General features: G+C 71.3%; 19 protein-coding genes and 1 pseudogene. 7 read left to right on the top strand and 13 right to left on the bottom strand.

Annotated features, from left to right (window positions below; translation table 11 throughout):
• Window positions 1-74: 74 nt before the first annotated feature.
• Entirely contained in the window at window positions 75-1,247 is a 1,173-nt protein-coding gene (locus V1227_RS14805) for an MFS transporter (RefSeq protein ID WP_329793137.1), read from the top strand.
• A gap of 313 nt (window positions 1,248-1,560) precedes the next feature.
• Here the strand turns inward: V1227_RS14805 and V1227_RS14810 are convergent, their stop codons facing one another.
• Complete coding sequence (locus V1227_RS14810; protein WP_329793139.1) at window positions 1,561-2,370, bottom strand: sigma-70 family RNA polymerase sigma factor; 810 nt, start codon at window positions 2,368-2,370, stop codon at window positions 1,561-1,563.
• Between the two features lie 108 nt (window positions 2,371-2,478).
• Here V1227_RS14810 and V1227_RS14815 point away from each other — a divergent pair, with 108 nt between their 5' ends.
• Window positions 2,479-3,120: an HD domain-containing protein gene (locus V1227_RS14815; RefSeq protein WP_329793140.1), complete on the top strand. Its 642-nt coding sequence runs from the start codon at window positions 2,479-2,481 to the stop codon at window positions 3,118-3,120.
• A 42-nt stretch (window positions 3,121-3,162) separates the two neighbouring features.
• Here the strand turns inward: V1227_RS14815 and nusB are convergent, their stop codons facing one another.
• The 3 genes from nusB to V1227_RS14830 are packed head-to-tail and all read right to left on the bottom strand — an operon-like array spanning window position 3,163 to window position 5,256.
• Window positions 3,163-3,582 (bottom strand): transcription antitermination factor NusB, encoded by a 420-nt coding sequence (gene nusB / locus V1227_RS14820; RefSeq protein WP_236219954.1) that lies wholly within the window; start codon window positions 3,580-3,582, stop codon window positions 3,163-3,165.
• A complete protein-coding gene (gene efp, locus V1227_RS14825) occupies window positions 3,582-4,148 on the bottom strand; it encodes an elongation factor P (RefSeq protein ID WP_329793141.1) in 567 nt (188 codons plus the stop codon). The genes nusB and efp overlap by 1 nt, the downstream gene beginning before the upstream one ends.
• A 31-nt stretch (window positions 4,149-4,179) precedes the next feature.
• A complete protein-coding gene (locus V1227_RS14830; RefSeq protein ID WP_329793142.1) occupies window positions 4,180-5,256 on the bottom strand; it encodes a M24 family metallopeptidase in 1,077 nt (358 codons plus the stop codon).
• A 35-nt stretch (window positions 5,257-5,291) separates the two neighbouring features.
• On the opposite strand from V1227_RS14830, the gene V1227_RS14835 reads away from it, so the two are divergent.
• Window positions 5,292-5,702, top strand: coding sequence for a B-4DMT family transporter (locus tag V1227_RS14835; RefSeq protein ID WP_329793143.1), 411 nt, complete (start codon window positions 5,292-5,294; stop codon window positions 5,700-5,702).
• On the opposite strand, the gene V1227_RS14840 is transcribed toward V1227_RS14835, so the two are convergent.
• Window positions 5,686-6,288, bottom strand: a complete 603-nt coding sequence (locus V1227_RS14840) for a hypothetical protein (RefSeq protein WP_329793144.1) — start codon at window positions 6,286-6,288, stop codon at window positions 5,686-5,688. The two genes, V1227_RS14835 and V1227_RS14840, sit on opposite strands and share 17 nt — an antisense overlap.
• Before the next feature lie 19 nt (window positions 6,289-6,307).
• On the bottom strand, window positions 6,308-6,685 hold the full coding sequence (locus V1227_RS14845; RefSeq protein WP_329793145.1) for a VOC family protein: 378 nt from the start codon (window positions 6,683-6,685) through the stop codon (window positions 6,308-6,310).
• A 69-nt stretch (window positions 6,686-6,754) separates the two neighbouring features.
• Between V1227_RS14845 and V1227_RS14850 the strand changes: the two genes are divergently transcribed.
• Window positions 6,755-7,717 (top strand): hypothetical protein, encoded by a 963-nt coding sequence (locus V1227_RS14850; protein WP_329793146.1) that lies wholly within the window; start codon window positions 6,755-6,757, stop codon window positions 7,715-7,717.
• Window positions 7,714-8,466, top strand: a complete 753-nt coding sequence (locus V1227_RS14855; RefSeq protein WP_329793147.1) for a Long-chain-fatty-acid--CoA ligase — start codon at window positions 7,714-7,716, stop codon at window positions 8,464-8,466. Before V1227_RS14850 ends, V1227_RS14855 begins: the two co-directional genes overlap by 4 nt.
• 83 nt (window positions 8,467-8,549) lie before the next feature.
• Here V1227_RS14855 and aroQ read toward each other — a convergent pair whose 3' ends face one another.
• The 7 genes and pseudogenes from aroQ to V1227_RS14890 form a co-directional block, all read right to left on the bottom strand.
• The gene (gene aroQ, locus V1227_RS14860) at window positions 8,550-8,981 is read right to left on the bottom strand and encodes a type II 3-dehydroquinate dehydratase (protein ID WP_329793148.1); all 432 of its coding nucleotides are present in this window, start codon (window positions 8,979-8,981) and stop codon (window positions 8,550-8,552) included.
• Window positions 8,978-10,036 carry a 3-dehydroquinate synthase gene (gene aroB, locus V1227_RS14865; protein ID WP_442916494.1) on the bottom strand — a complete coding sequence of 353 codons (1,059 nt, stop codon included), beginning with the start codon at window positions 10,034-10,036 and terminating at the stop codon, window positions 8,978-8,980. Before aroB ends, aroQ begins: the two co-directional genes overlap by 4 nt.
• 28 nt (window positions 10,037-10,064) lie before the next feature.
• A pseudogene (locus V1227_RS14870) lies at window positions 10,065-10,590 on the bottom strand (shikimate kinase); the annotation flags it as partial.
• Window positions 10,587-11,786 carry a chorismate synthase gene (gene aroC, locus V1227_RS14875; protein ID WP_329794032.1) on the bottom strand — a complete coding sequence of 400 codons (1,200 nt, stop codon included), beginning with the start codon at window positions 11,784-11,786 and terminating at the stop codon, window positions 10,587-10,589. The pseudogene V1227_RS14870 and the gene aroC, both read right to left, overlap by 4 nt.
• A 13-nt stretch (window positions 11,787-11,799) precedes the next feature.
• Window positions 11,800-12,252: an A24 family peptidase gene (locus V1227_RS14880; protein WP_329793150.1), complete on the bottom strand. Its 453-nt coding sequence runs from the start codon at window positions 12,250-12,252 to the stop codon at window positions 11,800-11,802.
• A 111-nt stretch (window positions 12,253-12,363) separates the two neighbouring features.
• Entirely contained in the window at window positions 12,364-12,819 is a 456-nt protein-coding gene (locus V1227_RS14885) for a PTS sugar transporter subunit IIA (protein ID WP_236219943.1), read from the bottom strand.
• Window positions 12,816-13,052 (bottom strand): glucose PTS transporter subunit EIIB, encoded by a 237-nt coding sequence (locus V1227_RS14890; protein WP_236219942.1) that lies wholly within the window; start codon window positions 13,050-13,052, stop codon window positions 12,816-12,818. The genes V1227_RS14885 and V1227_RS14890 overlap by 4 nt, the downstream gene beginning before the upstream one ends.
• A gap of 111 nt (window positions 13,053-13,163) precedes the next feature.
• Between V1227_RS14890 and V1227_RS14895 the strand changes: the two genes are divergently transcribed.
• Both V1227_RS14895 and V1227_RS14900 read left to right on the top strand, forming a co-directional pair.
• Complete coding sequence (locus V1227_RS14895; RefSeq protein ID WP_236219941.1) at window positions 13,164-13,919, top strand: GntR family transcriptional regulator; 756 nt, start codon at window positions 13,164-13,166, stop codon at window positions 13,917-13,919.
• Window positions 13,916-15,196 carry a PTS transporter subunit EIIC gene (locus V1227_RS14900; RefSeq protein WP_329793151.1) on the top strand — a complete coding sequence of 427 codons (1,281 nt, stop codon included), beginning with the start codon at window positions 13,916-13,918 and terminating at the stop codon, window positions 15,194-15,196. Before V1227_RS14895 ends, V1227_RS14900 begins: the two co-directional genes overlap by 4 nt.
• Window positions 15,197-15,212 lie beyond the last annotated feature (16 nt).

Consider the following 15,212-nt stretch of genomic DNA (forward strand, 5'->3'; position numbering starts at 1 on the left):
TCCCCTGACGTCCTGCAAGTCGCCCTGAGGACGTCAGGGGAGCCACTGCTGCTTTTGTGCCGGGGGTGCGCGGAGTGAACTACCGCCAGGTCGTCGCGCTGCCGCACGTGGCTCCGCTGCTCGGTGCGGCGCTGTGCTCGCGACTCGCCGAGCAGATGTTCACGTTCGTGCTGGTCCTGCACGTGTTCGCCCTGTCGGGATCCGCCGCGCTGACCGGCGTTGTGGTGTTCGCCTCCGTGGCGCCCGGTCTGGTCGTGAGCCCGGTGGCCGGTGCCCTGCTCGACCGCGCGGGGGCGGTGCGCTCGGTGACGGCCGACCTGGTCACAAGCGCTGTGCTGGTCGGCGCGCTGGCGTTCGTGCCCGGTGACGTCGTGCCGATCGTGGTGCTGGCGGTGCTGTACTCGCTGACCAGCCCGTTGAACATCGCCGGGGTGCGCGCGCTGCTGCCGCGCCTCGTGCCGGGTCGTGCGGCGGAACGCGCGAACGCCCTGGACTCCGGGCTGTTCACCCTGGTCGAGGTGGCCGGGCCGGTGCTCGCCGGTGGGCTGTTCGCGCTGGCCGGCGGCAAGGTCGCCCTGCTGGTCGTCGCCGGGCTCTACTGCCTGGCCTGCCCGTTGATGCTGCTGGTGCCGTCCGGAGGTCGTGGGTCTGCGCAACACCCGCCTCTGCTGCGTTCCACCGCTGAGGGTGTTCGCCACGTCCTGACACACCCGGTCTTGCGCGCGTTGGTCGTCTCCTACGGCCTTTACCAGGTGGCCTGGGGTGTGCTCGTGGTCGCGGTGCCGATCGTGGCGGGGAACGCTCGGGCGGGTCTGCTGTGGGGAGCCGCCGGGCTCGCCGGTGTGGTGGGCGCGCTGGTCGCGGGCCACGTCCTGCGTGAGGGCCGGGAGCGCGCGGCGATGATCGCGGGCACCGCGGCCACGGCGGTCGCGGTGCTGGTCGCGGGCGTCGGCATGGCCGGTCTGACCGCGGGGCTGGTCGTGGTCGGCCTGGTGTCGGGCCTGGTCAACGTAGGTCTGCTGACGCTGCGTCAGCGTCGCACCGACCCGGAGAAGCTGGGGCGCGTGCTGGCCGTGTCGATCAGCCTCAACGTCCTCGGCATGCCGGTCGGGTCGGCCGTCGGGGGTGTCCTCATGGAGACTTCGCCGCTCCTGGCGTTCGGGGTGGCGGGCCTGGCAGCCGCGCTCAGCGCCGTGGCGGTGTGGGTGATGGTGCCCCGAGGCGGCGGCCGTGCTCCCGGTCCGTGATCGCGTGGCATCGCCGCGATCATGTTCTTCCGCAGCTTGAACGCCGCCAACACCATCCGGGTGTTCGCTTCCCCAGCCGACACCCGGTTGTCCGAATGTCAACATTCGGACAACCGGGTCGGCTGGCCCTCGAGATCCGCATCGGACACCGGCCTGGCCTCCACCCGCCGACGTCCCACCCGCGACGCACCCGGCGGCATGCGGCCGGGCAGCGACGCGCTCCGCTCGAACGGCTCGTCGAAGCACGTACGCCACCCGTCCGTCCGGCGTGAACGCGTCCCCTCCGGCCCACCTCCGACGGGAGTCGCCCCGCTCACGGCACCAGCGCGGCGAGCTGCTCCTCGTCCTGGATGACGTGGATGGCGGCGATCCGTCCATCGCGGACGGTGAACGCCATGACGGAGAACGGCACCCCGCCGACCCGCGAGATGAAGCCGATCTCGTCGCCGATGACCGCGAACTGCGCGGTCGCCGACACGGCGTACTTGCGGAAGGTGCTGGCACGCCCGGCGACGTTGCGTCCGCCGATGACCTCCAACGCGCCGGCGCGGAGCACGACGTCCGGGTGCAGCACCGAGACGAGGCCTTCGAGATCGCCTTCCTGCGACGCCTTGAGGAACGCCTCCACGACCTCCCGCTGCTGCGGCAGACCGACGTTGGGCTGCGGACGGCCCTGCACACGCTTGCGCGCACGCGACGCGAGTTGCCGAGTCGCGGCCGGCGTCTTGTCGATCAACGGCGCGATGTCGTCGAACGGCACCGCGAACATGTCGTGCAACACGAACGCGAGCCGCTCGTCGGGCTTCAGCGAGTCGAGAACGATCAGCATCGCGAGCCCGACCTGGTCCTTCGCGACGGCCCGGTGCTCGGGCTCCTCCCCCGTGTCGATCACGGGGTCCGGCATCTCGAACGCGTGCTCGCGCCTGTCCCGCAGCATGTTCAGGCACACACGGCCGACGACGGTGGTGAGCCACGCGGCCGGGTTCTCGATCCCGCTCGTGTCCGCGCGCTCGACCCGGAGCCAGGCTTCCTGCATCGCGTCGTCCGCTTCGGCGAACGAGCCCAGCATGCGGTGGGCGATGGCGCGCAAACGAGTGCGCTCCTGCTCGAACTGCGCGATCACTGCTTCCCCCTATGGCCTGGCACACAGCCTGTCACGTTCCCGTGACGGTCGGGACCGGCAGGCACGTCGGCACCCGGGAGGACCCGGTCGCTGTAGAGTCCCGGCAACGTGACCACCTCCGATGCCGGCCTCCTCGCCGGCCAGAACCCGCTGCCCTCCGGTGTCGACTCCCGGCTGCGCGAGCACCTCACGTTCCTCATCGAGGTCGACCGGCTCAAGACCGTGTTGCGCGCGTCCCCTCTCGCGGCGGCGGACAGGCGTGAGAACGACGCGGAGCACTCGTGGCACCTCGCGCTGATGGTCATGACGCTCGCGGAGTACGCCGACGAACCGATTGACGTCGGCCACACGATGAAGCTCGTCGTCGTGCACGACCTCATCGAGATCTACGCGGGGGACACGCCGATCTACGACACCGAACTGGCCGCGAGCCAGCAAGAGCGGGAAGAGGCCGCCGCCGAGAGGTTGTTCGGGATCTTGCCCGACGACGCCGGACGGGCGCTCCGCACGTTGTGGGACGAGTTCGAGGCTCGCCGGACGCCCGAGGCGCGGTTCGCGAAGGCCATGGACCGGCTGCAGCCGTTGCTGCTCAACTGGATGGCGAAGGGCGGGACCTGGCGGACGCCTGGGGTGACCGCGGACGACGTGCGTGCCCGCAAGGCCGTGATCGGCGACGGGTCGGCGAAGCTCTGGGAGGCGGCGCTGCACCTGATCGACGAAGGTGAGCGGCGGGGCTGGGCCCGGAGCTGAACCGTGGGCGCCACACGCTGCGTGTGGCGCCCACGGGAAGAGCTACAGAACAGCGCGCAGCTGGTCCGCGATCACCGCGATCCGGCCGAGCACGCCGTTCACGAACCGCGGCGAGTCGTCCGTCGACAGGCCCTTGGCGAGCTCGACGGCCTCGTCGATGGCCACCGCGTCCGGCACGTCGGCCGCCCACAGCAGCTCGTACAGGCCGATGCGCAGGACCGCCCGGTCGACCGCCGGCATGCGCTGCAGGGTCCAGCCCTCGGCGTGCTCGGAGATCAGGTCGTCGATGCGCGCGCGGTGGGCGGTGACGCCCTCGACGAGGGTCACCGTGTAGTCGTTCACCGGCGGCACGTCGGGGGAACCGACGCGCGAGGCCAGCAGCGTCACCGGGTCGGTGCCCAGCAGGTCGGCTTCGTAGAGGAAGTCGACCGCGCGCTTGCGGGCCTTGCTCCGTGCGCCCATTACTTGTCGCTGATGCGGCCGAGGTACCGGCCGTCGCGGGTGTCGACCTTGATCTTCTCGCCCGTCGTGACGAACAGCGGGACCTGGATCTCGGCGCCGGTCTCGAGGCGGGCGGGCTTGGTGCCGCCGGTGGAGCGGTCGCCCTGCAGGCCAGGGTCGGTGTGCTCGATCACGAGCTCGACCGAGGTCGGGAGCTCGATGAACAGCGGCACGCCCTCGTGGACGGCCACGACGGCCTCCTGGTTCTCCAGCATGTAGTTGGCGGCGTCGCCCACCGTCTCAGCCGGGACCGGGATCTGGTCGTAGGTGTCGCCGTCCATGAAGATGAAGTCGGCGCCGTCCTTGTAGAGGAACGTCATGCCGCGCTTGTCCACGGTGGCCGTCTCGACCTTGGTGCCCGCGTTGAAGGTCTTGTCGACGACCTTGCCGGTCAGCACGTGCTTGAGGGTCGTGCGCACGAAAGCGCCACCCTTGCCGGGCTTGACGTGCTGGAACGCGGTGACGGTCCAGAGCTGGCCGTCGAGGTTCAGCACCAGGCCGTTCTTCAGGTCGTTCGTGGTGGCCACGGTGGGATTTCTCCTGTGTAGGACGGGGGTGTCAGACGACCACGAGTTCTTTCGTGGTCAGGGTGAGGAGCTCCGGCCCGCTCTCGCGGACCACGAGGGTGTCCTCGATGCGGACCCCGCCCCGCCCCGGCAAGTAGACGCCGGGCTCGACGGTGACCGCCATACCGGCCGAAAGTGTACCGGCACCCGCCTTCGACAACGCCGGTGCCTCGTGGATCTCCAGCCCGACCCCGTGGCCGAGGCCGTGCAGGAAGTCCTCTCCGTGCCCGGCCTTCTCGATCACCTCGCGCGACGCGTGGTCGACTCCGCTGACCCGCACGCCCGGCTTGAGCGCGTTGCGCCCGGCCGCCTGCGAGCGCGCCACCAGGTCGTACAGGTCGCGCTGCCAGTCGGCGGGCTTGCCGAGGACGAGCGTGCGCGTCATGTCCGAGTGGTAGCCGTCGACGAGCGCGCCGAAGTCCAGCTTGATGAAGTCGCCCACGTGCAGGGTCGCGTCCGTCGGCGAGTGGTGCGGCACCGCGGAGTTCGCGCCGAACGCCACGATCGAGGAGAACGACGGGCCCTCCGCGCCGTGGTCGAGCATGCGGCTCTCCAGCTCGCGCGCGACCTCGCGTTCGGTGCGGCCCGCCCGCAGGCCGCCGTGCCCGATCAGCGCCGCCAGCGCCCGGTCCGCCGCCGCGCACGCCATCCGCAGCGCCTCGATCTCGACCTCGTCCTTGACGAGCCGCAGCTTCTCGACGAAGCCACCGGCCTTGACCAGCTCGGCCCTGCCGGCCGCCGCGGTCAGCTCGTCGCACCCGTCGACCGTGACGGCGTGGCTCTCGAACCCGAGCCTGCCCTTCGCCCTGCGCGCGAGCGCGGTGTCGCACGGCCGGTCGATGACGCGTTCCAGGTCCGGCACCTGCCGCGCCGACTGGGTGAGGTAGCGGCCGTCGGTGCAGAACACCGTGGTGTCGTCGCCGTCCGCGTCGACCAGCACGGCGGCGTTCGAGCCCGTGAACCCGGTGAGGTACCGGACGTTCAGGAGGTTCGTCACGAGCAGCGCGTCCAGGTTCGCGGCCTGGAGCTCCCGGCGCAGGGCGTTTCGGCGTGCGGCGTACGACGACATGTTCCGCAGCGTACGGCCAGTCCTAAGCTGTCCGCATGCGTCCTTGGTTCGTCCGTGCGTTGTGGATGGGGCTCCTGCACGGGGCTGTGCAGACCGGCGTGGCGGCCGTGGGCGTGCGCAGTCCCGAGGCCGGGTCGGTCCGCCCCATCGCCCTCGGGCTGCTGATCGCCGCCGCGGTCATCTGGGGTGCCGTCGACACGCTGCGCGACCTCGAGGGGCGCGGCATGCAGTGGTTCGTCGCCGCGCTGATCGCCGGGCCGTTCGCCGGGGCGCTGGGGGTGATCGGGTCGGCGCTGCTGGTCGACCAGACCGGTCAGGAGGCTCTGTGGGTGGCGCTCACGGGCGGGGCGGCGTTCACGGCGTTGCTCGTGCTGGCGCCGGCGGGGCTCGGGATGCTGCTGGGCGGGTTCCTGGCGCGCAAGGACTCGGCTAGTCCCCAGCGCTGACGGTGAGCAGGTAGCGCGCCGACGTGCGGAAACCGTCCGCCTCTCCCTCGACGAGCAGCTCGTGCTCCCCCGGGCTCAACGGCGGGATCCACGCCCACAACCCGCACGCCTGAGCCTGCACGCGACCCTCGCGCACCCCCAGGACGTTGCCCTTCGCGGCCGGGAAGCTGATCCCGACCGGCGCGATCCGCCGCAGCTCCACCACCTGCCCGTCGAGCGTCACCGAGCCCGTCGCGACGGCCAGGAACGACGTGCAGTTGCTGGTCGCGTTGACCGCGGGCCCGGCCAGCGGACGCCCGGCCGGCACCTCGCACCTGCGGCTCACCTCGCCACCGAACGTCCCGGCGAAGAACCAGACGTCCCGCGGCTGGGCCTCGGCGCACCACTGCCCGGTGTCGTCGACGACCGGGTTGCGGTTCTCCGGCGTCGCCGCCGCCCACGTCCACCACTGCGCCTGCAGGTCCTTGTCGGACAACCGTTCTGCGCCCGCCGACGGCGTCGTCGCGCTGACGGGCGAGGGCTGCGGCCCCGCGGTGGCACATCCGGCCAGGAGCAGGGCGAACGCGGCGATGAACGGTCTCGGCACGAGCGGCATCTTCGCACGCTCAGGCGGCCACCAGCTCGATTTCGAAGCCGTCCTCGTTCTCCAGGAACGCCGCGTAGTGGTCCGGTCCGCCCGCGTGGGGGTGGAGGTCCGCGAACATGAGCCGCCAGCCGTGCGCCTCGGACTCCCGCGTCAGCCGGTCGACGTCGGCGCGGGTGCCCGCGTGCAGGGCGAGGTGGTTCAGGCCGGCTTTCATCCGGTCGTGGGAACCGGTCAGCGCCGGCGACCGCTCGACCACGACGTAGGTCTCGCCGAGCTTCCAGCTGACCCCCGCGCTCCAGCGCTGGTGCTCGGCCCAGCCGAGCGCGGTGAAGATCCACCCGAACGACGCCTCGGCGCGGCAGAGGTCCGGCACCCATAACTCGATGTGGTGAATCATGCCCGCTCCCCCGGTGGTGTCCGTTTTTTGGCAATTGATCGACGCGGTGGACGTGCCGAAATCGAATGCATGTGCAACCAGGCGTCTGGTGCGGTCCACGACGGCGGCACGGTGCTGCAGGTCCACGAGGTCGGCGGCGACATCGTGCTCCACCGCGGGCCGGCCCGCCGCGACCGGGCCGGGCGGACGAAGGTGCGAACGGCACGGGCGCTGGTCCTGCTGCTGCTGATCGCCGCCGGGCAGTACGCGATCAGCGCCCTCGGCGACGGCACGTTCCCGGACGCCGCGACCGTCCGTCCCATCGGCGCGGACGAGAAGAAGATCATCAGGCTGGTCGACGAGAAGCTGCGGCAGTGCGCGCGGGAGGTCGTCCCCATTCCCGTGAACTGCCCGCAGCGCAGCGCCGCCGAGCACATGCACTTCGGGAAGTGGGCCATCCGCGGCTTCCCGACCGACGGCATGCGGGTCGTGTGGCGCGGGACGCGGGCCTACGTGAGCGGTACCGCGATCATGACCATGAACTACCTCACCTCCAACGGCACCGGCGACGACCTGGACAGGACGCGCTTCTCCGCCGAGGTCCGGTGGCACGAGGGCGACCTGACGACCGCGGACGTCGACCTGCTGCCGTACCGCGACCTCGGGCCGATCCGCAAGCGCGGCTTCGAGCTGGCCGAGTCAGCCGTCAGAGAGGCGATCGACGAGGCGTTCGACATCTGCACGAGGTCCACCGAGTCGCCCATGGTGCCCATCTGCCCTCGCGCCGAGGACACGCCGGTGATGCAGGGGGTGAAGTGGCAGCTCAACAAGAGCCCGGTGGCCAACCCGCCGCGTGTCGTGCACGACCACGAGTTCGGGCTCGTGCTGGTGACCGGGAGCTACTCGGTCATGGCCTGGTCGCAGGACGATCGGCTGGTGTACACGCAGCTCGGCAATTACCGGGCCACTCTGGTGCGGGTCGCCAACGGCATCGCGCGAGTGCTGCAGATCCAGCACCTGCCCCAGGGCCCGGCTCCTACGATCGGCCGATGAAGATCGTGACGAACGACGAGCGACCCGATCTGCAAGGCAACGCCCAGGCTGCGCTGCGGGACGGCTGGCCCGCGTTCGTCCTGCGCGGCCAGGTTCCCCGGGACCACCGCGACGCCGTGGCGAGGTACTTCCCCGACTACGACGTGCTGCTCCTCGATGACGACGACACCGTGCTCGCGCGGGCGACCGCCGTGGCGCTGAGCTGGGACGGTGAGACGGCGGCGCTGCCGGCCGGCGGGTACGACGGCGCCCTGGTCGCGGCCGTCACCGGGCACGAGAACGGCGTCTCGCCCGACACCCTGTGCGTGGTGGCCGCGACCGTGCGGTCCGACCGCACCGGGGGCGGGCTGGCCGGGAAGGTGCTCACGGCCCTGCGCGGCCGGGCCGCGCAGGCAGGTCTCGCGCGGGTGGTCGTGCCGGTCCGGCCGACGCTCAAGGCGGCCTACCCGCTGACGTCGATGGCGGACTTCCAGCAGTGGACCCGCGACGACGGCCTGCACCTCGACCCGTGGATCCGCACGCACCAGCGCCTCGGCGCCACGATCCTCGGACCCGCGCCCCGGTCGATGGTCGTGTCCGGCACCGTGGCGCAGTGGGAGGGGTGGACCGGCATGGCGTTCCCGCGGTCCGGCCGCTACGTCGTGCCGGGAGGGCTGGACCTCCTCGCGGTCGACCGGGAGCGCGACCAGGGGCTCTACGAGGAGACGAACCTCTGGATGCGCCACCCGGACACCACGACCGGCAGGTGACACGCACCCGCTCGCGCAACGACATCTCGGGCGACGTCCGGACAGGTGGCCCGGGCGCACGACGAGCGCGAGGCGGGCTTGCGCTACTTCTGCTCGAGCGACAGCCAGCGCAGCGCGAGCAGGTAGCCCTCCACGCCCAGGCCCACGATGACGCCGCTCGCCACCGCCGAGATGACGCTGTGGTGCCGGAACTCCTCGCGCCGGTGGATGTTCGAGATGTGCACCTCGACCAGCGGGGCGGTGAGCTGCGAGCACGCGTCGCGCAGCGCGATCGAGTAGTGCGTCCAGGCCGCGCCGTTCAGCACGACCGGGATCGAGGCGTCGGCGGCCTCGTGCAGCCACCCCACCATCTCGCCCTCGTGGGCGGTCTGGCGGACCTCGACGTCGAAGCCGAGGTCCTTGCCCTCTGCGACGCACATCTCGACGAGGTCGGCGTGCGTGGTGCTGCCGTAGATGAGCGGCTCGCGGGTGCCGAGGCGGTCGAGGTTCGGGCCGTTGAGGACGAGGACCTTCACAGCAGCACCGTCCCGCCGGGGGACTTCGGCTCGGCGGCGACGGCCGAGTAGGCGGCGGCGATCAGGGCCGGGTCGGGGCCTTCCAGGCGGCCGGGCTTGGCGAGGCCGTCGAGGACGACGAAGCGCAGCACGCCCGCCTTGTTCTTCTTGTCGACCTTCATGCCCTCCATGAGCTGCGGGAGGCCGTCCGGGTCGTAGGTCGTCGGCAGGCCGAGCAGTTCCAGGACGCGCTTGTGGCGGTCGGCGGTCTCGTCGTCGAGGCGGCCCGCCAGGCGGGCCAGTTCGGCGGCGAAGACCAAGCCCACGCTGATGGCGGCGCCGTGGCGCCAGCGGTAGCGCTCGCGGCGCTCGATGGCGTGGCCGAGGGTGTGGCCGTAGTTGAGGATCTCGCGCAGCGACGACTCGCGCAGGTCGTTCGAGACGACGTCGGCCTTGATCTGGATCTTGCGGCGGACGAGCTCCGCGAGCACGTCGCCGGTCGGGTCCAGGGCGGCCTGCGGGTCGGCCTCGATCAGGTCGAGGATGACCGGGTCGGCGATGAAGCCGCCCTTCACGACCTCGGCCATGCCGGCGATGAGTTCGTTGCGCGGCAACGTCTCCAGCGTCGCGAGGTCGACGAAGACGACCTCGGGCTCGTAGAACGTGCCGACGAGGTTCTTGCCCGCGTCGGTGTTGATGCCGGTCTTGCCGCCCACGGCGGCGTCGACCATGCCCAGCATGGTGGTCGGGATGTTGACCAGGCGCACGCCGCGCATCCAGGTGGAGGCGACGAAGCCGGCGAGGTCGGTGACCGCGCCGCCGCCGAGGCCCACCACGACGTCGCTGCGGGACAGGCCGATCTTGCCGAGCACGTCCCAGCAGAAGCCGGCGACGGCGAGGTCCTTGCCGTCCTCGGCGTCGGGCACCTCGACGCGGTGCGCGTCGATGCCCGTCGCCTTCAGCTCGTCGACCAGCACCTCGGCCGTGGCGGCCAGGGTCGGCTGGTGCACGATCGCGACCTTGGCGGTGCCCTCGAGGTGCGCGACGATCTCGCCCAGCAGGCCACGGCCGATCACGACGAGGTACGGCTTCTCGGCGTTGACCTCGACGGTCAGCGGCTCGGTCATTCCCCTACTCCCTCGATCACCGCGTCGGTCACCTGCTGCGGATCGAGCGCGTCCGTCAGGACCTCGACCGTCGCGACCTCGCGGTACAGCGGCAGGCGCGCGTCCAGCAGCGCCTTGAAGGTGGAGCGCGGGTTCACGCCGGACAGCAGCGGCCGCGCGGACGACAGCCCGGTGCGGCGCACGCCCTCGGCCATGCCCACGTTCAGGAAGACGACGGTGTGCTCCCGCAGGCGCTCACGGGTCGTGGCGGACAGCACCGCTCCCCCGCCCAGCGCCAGCACGCCCTCGTGCTCGACGAGGGCCTTGGCGACCGCGTCCTCTTCCAGGGCGCGGAAGGCGGGCTCGCCGTCGTCGGTGAAGATGTCCGAGATCGGCTTGCCGGCCAGGGCGACGATGTCCGCGTCGACGTCGCGGAACGGCACGCCGAGCCGGGCGGCCAGCAGCTCGCTGACGGTGGTCTTCCCGGCTCCGGGAGGACCGACCACCACGCAGCGGGGGCTCACATGCCCTCCCAGCGGGCTTCCAGCGCCTTGAGGTAGGCGTGGGCGTTGCGGCGCGTCTCGTCGAGCGAGTCGCCACCGAACTTCTCCAGCGCGGCCTCGGCGAGCACGAGCGCCACCACGGACTCCAGCACGACGCCGGCGCGCGGAACGGCGCAGACGTCCGAGCGCTGGTGGATCGCGACGGCGGGCTCGCCGGTGCGGACGTCCACCGTGGACAGTGCGCGGGGGACGGTCGAGATCGGCTTCATCGCCACGCGGGCGCGCAGGACCTCGCCGTTGGTGATGCCGCCTTCGAGGCCACCGGCGCGGTTCGAGCGGCGGGTGACGCCGACGGGGCCGCTGCCCCGGTCGATCTCGTCGTGCGCCTGCGAGCCCCAGCGCTGTGCGGTGGTGAAGCCGTCGCCGATCTCCACGCCCTTCATCGCCTGCACGCCCATCAGGGCGGCGGCCAGGCGGGCGTCGAGGCGGCGGTCCCAGTGCACGTGCGAGCCGAGGCCCGGCGGCAGGCCGTACGCGAGCACCTCGATGACGCCGCCGACGGTGTCACCGGCGTCCTTGACGGCCTCGACCTCGGCGACCATCGCGTCGGTGCCGCGCTGGTCGAAGCAGCGCACCGGCGAGTCGTCGATCGCGGCCAGGTCGTCCGGCGTGGGCAGCGCCGCGTCGTCGGGCGTGCGGGCCCCGCCGATCGACACCACGTGGCTGAGGACCTGCACGCCGAGCAGCTGCTGCAGGAACTGCCGGGCCACCGTGCCGAGGGCCGTGCGCGCGGCGGTCTCGCGGGCGGACGCGCGTTCGAGGACGGGCCGGGCCTCGTCGAAGCCGAACTTCTGCATGCCCGGCAGGTCGGCGTGGCCGGGACGCGGGCGCGTGAGGGCCTCGTTGCGACCGGTCGGCTTGAGCAGGCCCGGGTCGACGGGGTCGGCGGACATGACCGTCTGCCACTTGGGCCACTCGGAGTTGCCGATGGTGACCGCGACCGGACCGCCCTGGGTCTTGCCGTGGCGCACGCCGCCGAGGATCTGGACCTCGTCCTGCTCGAAGCCCATGCGGGGCGAGCGACCGAACCCGAGCCTGCGGCGCTCGAGCTGGGCGACGAGGTCCTCGGTGGTCACCTCGACTCCGGCGGGCATGCCCTCCAGGACGGCGACGAGGGCGGGGCCGTGTGACTCTCCAGCGGTGATCCAGCGCAGCACGTTGACCATCCTTTCACAATGTCACCAACGCCCAGGTGGCGGCCAGCAGGCCTGGCCCGTGCGGCACCGCGCGCGCACGTCTCAGGGCCGCGACCACGAGCGTGACCGCGCCGGCCAGGATCGCCGCAGGTAGGAGCGACGGCAGCGGGAGCGCGGCGCCGAGCGAGAAGGCGAGCTTGACGTCCCCGCCGCCCATGAGCGCCGGTCTCCAGCGCCGGACGGCGAGGTGCGCGCCGCCGAAGACCACCGCCGCGAGCGCCGCCGCTCCCAGTCCGTGGAACCGCAGGAGCAGCAGCCCGGCGCCCAGCGGGAGGGTGAGCGCGTCCGGCAACCGGTGGTGCCGCAGGTCGGTCGTCGCGAGCACGACGCCGAACCAGGCCAGCAGGTACGACGAGGGTGGCGCGTCCAGGGCGGCGGCGACCGTCCACAGCGAACCCAGCGCGAACGAGAGCAGGACCGTGGTCATGGCGACCACGGTCCTGCTCGGCACGTACGGGACCAAGTCCCGGGCTGTCGTGAACGGTCCGTTCACGACAGCGCGGCGCTCCGGGCGGCGAGAGCGCTCGGAGAAGTCGTTTCAGCGAGACCAGTCGAACAGGGCGTCGTTCGCCGCCACGTCCTTGTCCAGCGCGAGGTCACCGAGCACCTCGGCCGACGCGTCCAGCGCGATCACCGGGCAGATCGGCGCGAACCCGGCCGCCTCGACCTCGGCCGGGTCCCACGTCACGATGCGCTGACCGGCGCGCACCTCCTCGCCCTTGACGACGTGGAGCTCGAAGCCCTCGCCCTTGCGCTTCACGGTGTCGATGCCCAGGTGGACGAGAACCGCGGCACCGTCGGCGCCCGCGACCACGAACGCGTGCGGGTGCAGCGTCACGACGGTGCCGTCGAGCGGCGAGACCACGTCGGCCTTGGACCGGAGCGGTTCGACCGCGACGCCGGGACCGACCATCGCCTGCGAGAAGACCGGGTCGGGAACCGCGGAGAGCGCGACCACGCGGCCGGCCACGGGGCTGCCGACGCGCAGGCTCACAGGAGGTCCTCGATGTCCGACGCGATGGTGTCCGCCTCGGGGCCGACGACGACCTGGACGACGTTGCCGGAACGCATGACCCCGTGTGCTCCCAAGGCCTTCAGGGCCTTCTCGTCGACGACGGAGCCGTCCTCCAGCTCACACCGCAGCCGGGTGATGCACGGCTCGATCTCGACGATGTTGTCGGCGCCGCCCAGCGCCTCGAGGATCTTCTTCGCCTTCTCGTCAGCCACGTTCGTACCTCTCGTTCCCGTAACAGCGGTTGACACCCGCTCGGTGCGCGGAGCATTCTCCCGCACCAACTGGTCTAGACCGGAAAGTACCACTAGCGAGGAGGTGAGCGAGTGCACGAGATCGTGGACGGGCCCAAGCCCAAGCACGCGCAGCTCCGCGAGATCCTGCGCAGGCTCGCCGAACAGGAGCTGGCTCCCGGCTCGCCGATCCCCTCGGAGCGGGACCTGGCGGAGCGGTACGGGGTCTCCCGCATCACCGTGCGGGCCGCGGTCGGCCAGCTGGTCGCCGACGGCCTGCTCACCCGGGCCAAGGGACGCGGGACGTTCACCGCCAAGCGGCGCTACGACCTGCAGCTCTTCCTCGCCTCGTTCACCTCGGACATGAAGGCGCGCGGGGTCGAACCCAGCACCGAGGTGCTCAGCTGCGGCCAGGCCGCGCCGGGTTCCAAGGCCTCGCTGGGCCTCGAACCCGACGAGTACGCGTACCGCGTCGTGCGGCTGCGCAAGGCCGATGGCGCCCCCCTCGCGCTCGAGGCCGGCTGGTACAGCCCGCACATGCTCCCCGAGCTCGACCGATGCGATCTGACCGGGTCGATCTACGAGATCATCGCGACCCGGTACGGGATCCAGCTCGACCACGCGCGGCAGACCGTGTGGGCCGAGACCGCCGACGCGGAGACCGCGAAGGCGCTCGACGTCCGCAAGGGCAGCCCGCTCCTCGTGTTCAGGAGGGTCGCCAGCTCCGAGGGGCGGCCCTGCGAAGACGTCACTTCCTGGTACCGGGGCGATCTCTACCAGGTGACCATGCAACTGGACCGGACCGTCCCGGGTTCCGGACCGAACTCCGCCAAGGGAGGAACCCGATGAGCACGGACGCCGCAACCGGTGGTCGTGAGATCAAGGGCCTCGCCACGTTGCAGCGCTTCGGTCGCAGCCTCATGCTGCCGATCGCCGTGCTGCCCGCGGCAGGTCTGCTGCTCCGCTTCGGTCAGCCCGACATGCTGGGCAAGGACGGCCTGGGCTGGAACGCCGTCGCCTCGGTGATCGGTGCGGCGGGCGACGCGCTGTTCAGCAACCTCGCCCTGCTGTTCGCCGTCGGCATCGCCGTCGGTTTCGCACGGCGCGGTGACGGCTCCACGGCGCTCGCGGGCGTCGTCGGCTACGTCGTGCTGACGAGCGTGTTCAAGGCGATGTCCCCGCTGGTCCTCGACCAGCCGACCGACCCGGCCGCCAAGCCCGAGGTGATCAACTACGGTGTCCTCGGCGGTATCGTCGTCGGCATCCTGACCGCCCTGCTGTGGCAGAAGTACCACCGCATCAAGCTGCCCCCGTACCTGGCGTTCTTCGGTGGCCGCCGGTTCGTCCCGATCATCGTCGCCGGCGTCATGACGATCATCGGCGTCCTGCTCGGCCTGGTCTACCCGTGGTTCGACGCGGGCCTGACCGCCATCGGCGAGTGGGTCACCGGCAGCACGATCATCGGTGCCTTCATCTACGGTGTCGTCAACCGCCTGCTGATCCCGCTGGGTCTGCACCACATCGTCAACAACGTCGTGTGGTTCCAGTTCGGCGAGTACAACGACAAGACCGGTGACATCCCGCGCTTCCTCGCGGGCGACCCGACCGCCGGCACGTTCCAGACCGGCTTCTTCCCCATCCTGATGTTCGCCCTGCCGGCCGCGGCGCTCGCGATCGTGCACACCGCGCGCCCGAGCCAGCGCAAGCTCATCGGCGGCATCATGGGCTCCGCCGCCCTCACCGCGTTCATCACCGGTGTGACGGAGCCGCTCGAGTTCGCGTTCATGTTCGTCGCGTGGCCGCTGTACCTGATCCACGCCGTGCTGACCGGTACGTCGCTCGCCATCTCCAACGCCCTGGGCGCCCACGACGGGTTCTCGTTCTCGGCCGGTGCGATCGACTTCATCCTGAACTGGAACATCGCGACCAAGCCGTGGCTGCTGCTCATCCTCGGCGCGGTCTACGCGGTGATCTACTACTTCCTGTTCCGCTTCGTCATCACCAAGTGGAACCTGAAGACGCCGGGACGCGAGGACGACGAGTCCCCGGAGGCCGACGAGAGCGTCGTCGGCAGCGCCGGTGACACCGCCGTGCGCGAGAAGCGCACCCGCGACGACCAGCAGTAAGCACAGCAAGCTCTAC

The sequence above is a fragment of the Lentzea sp. DG1S-22 genome (assembly GCF_036321065.1).
GTDB lineage: Bacteria > Actinomycetota > Actinomycetes > Mycobacteriales > Pseudonocardiaceae > Lentzea > Lentzea jiangxiensis.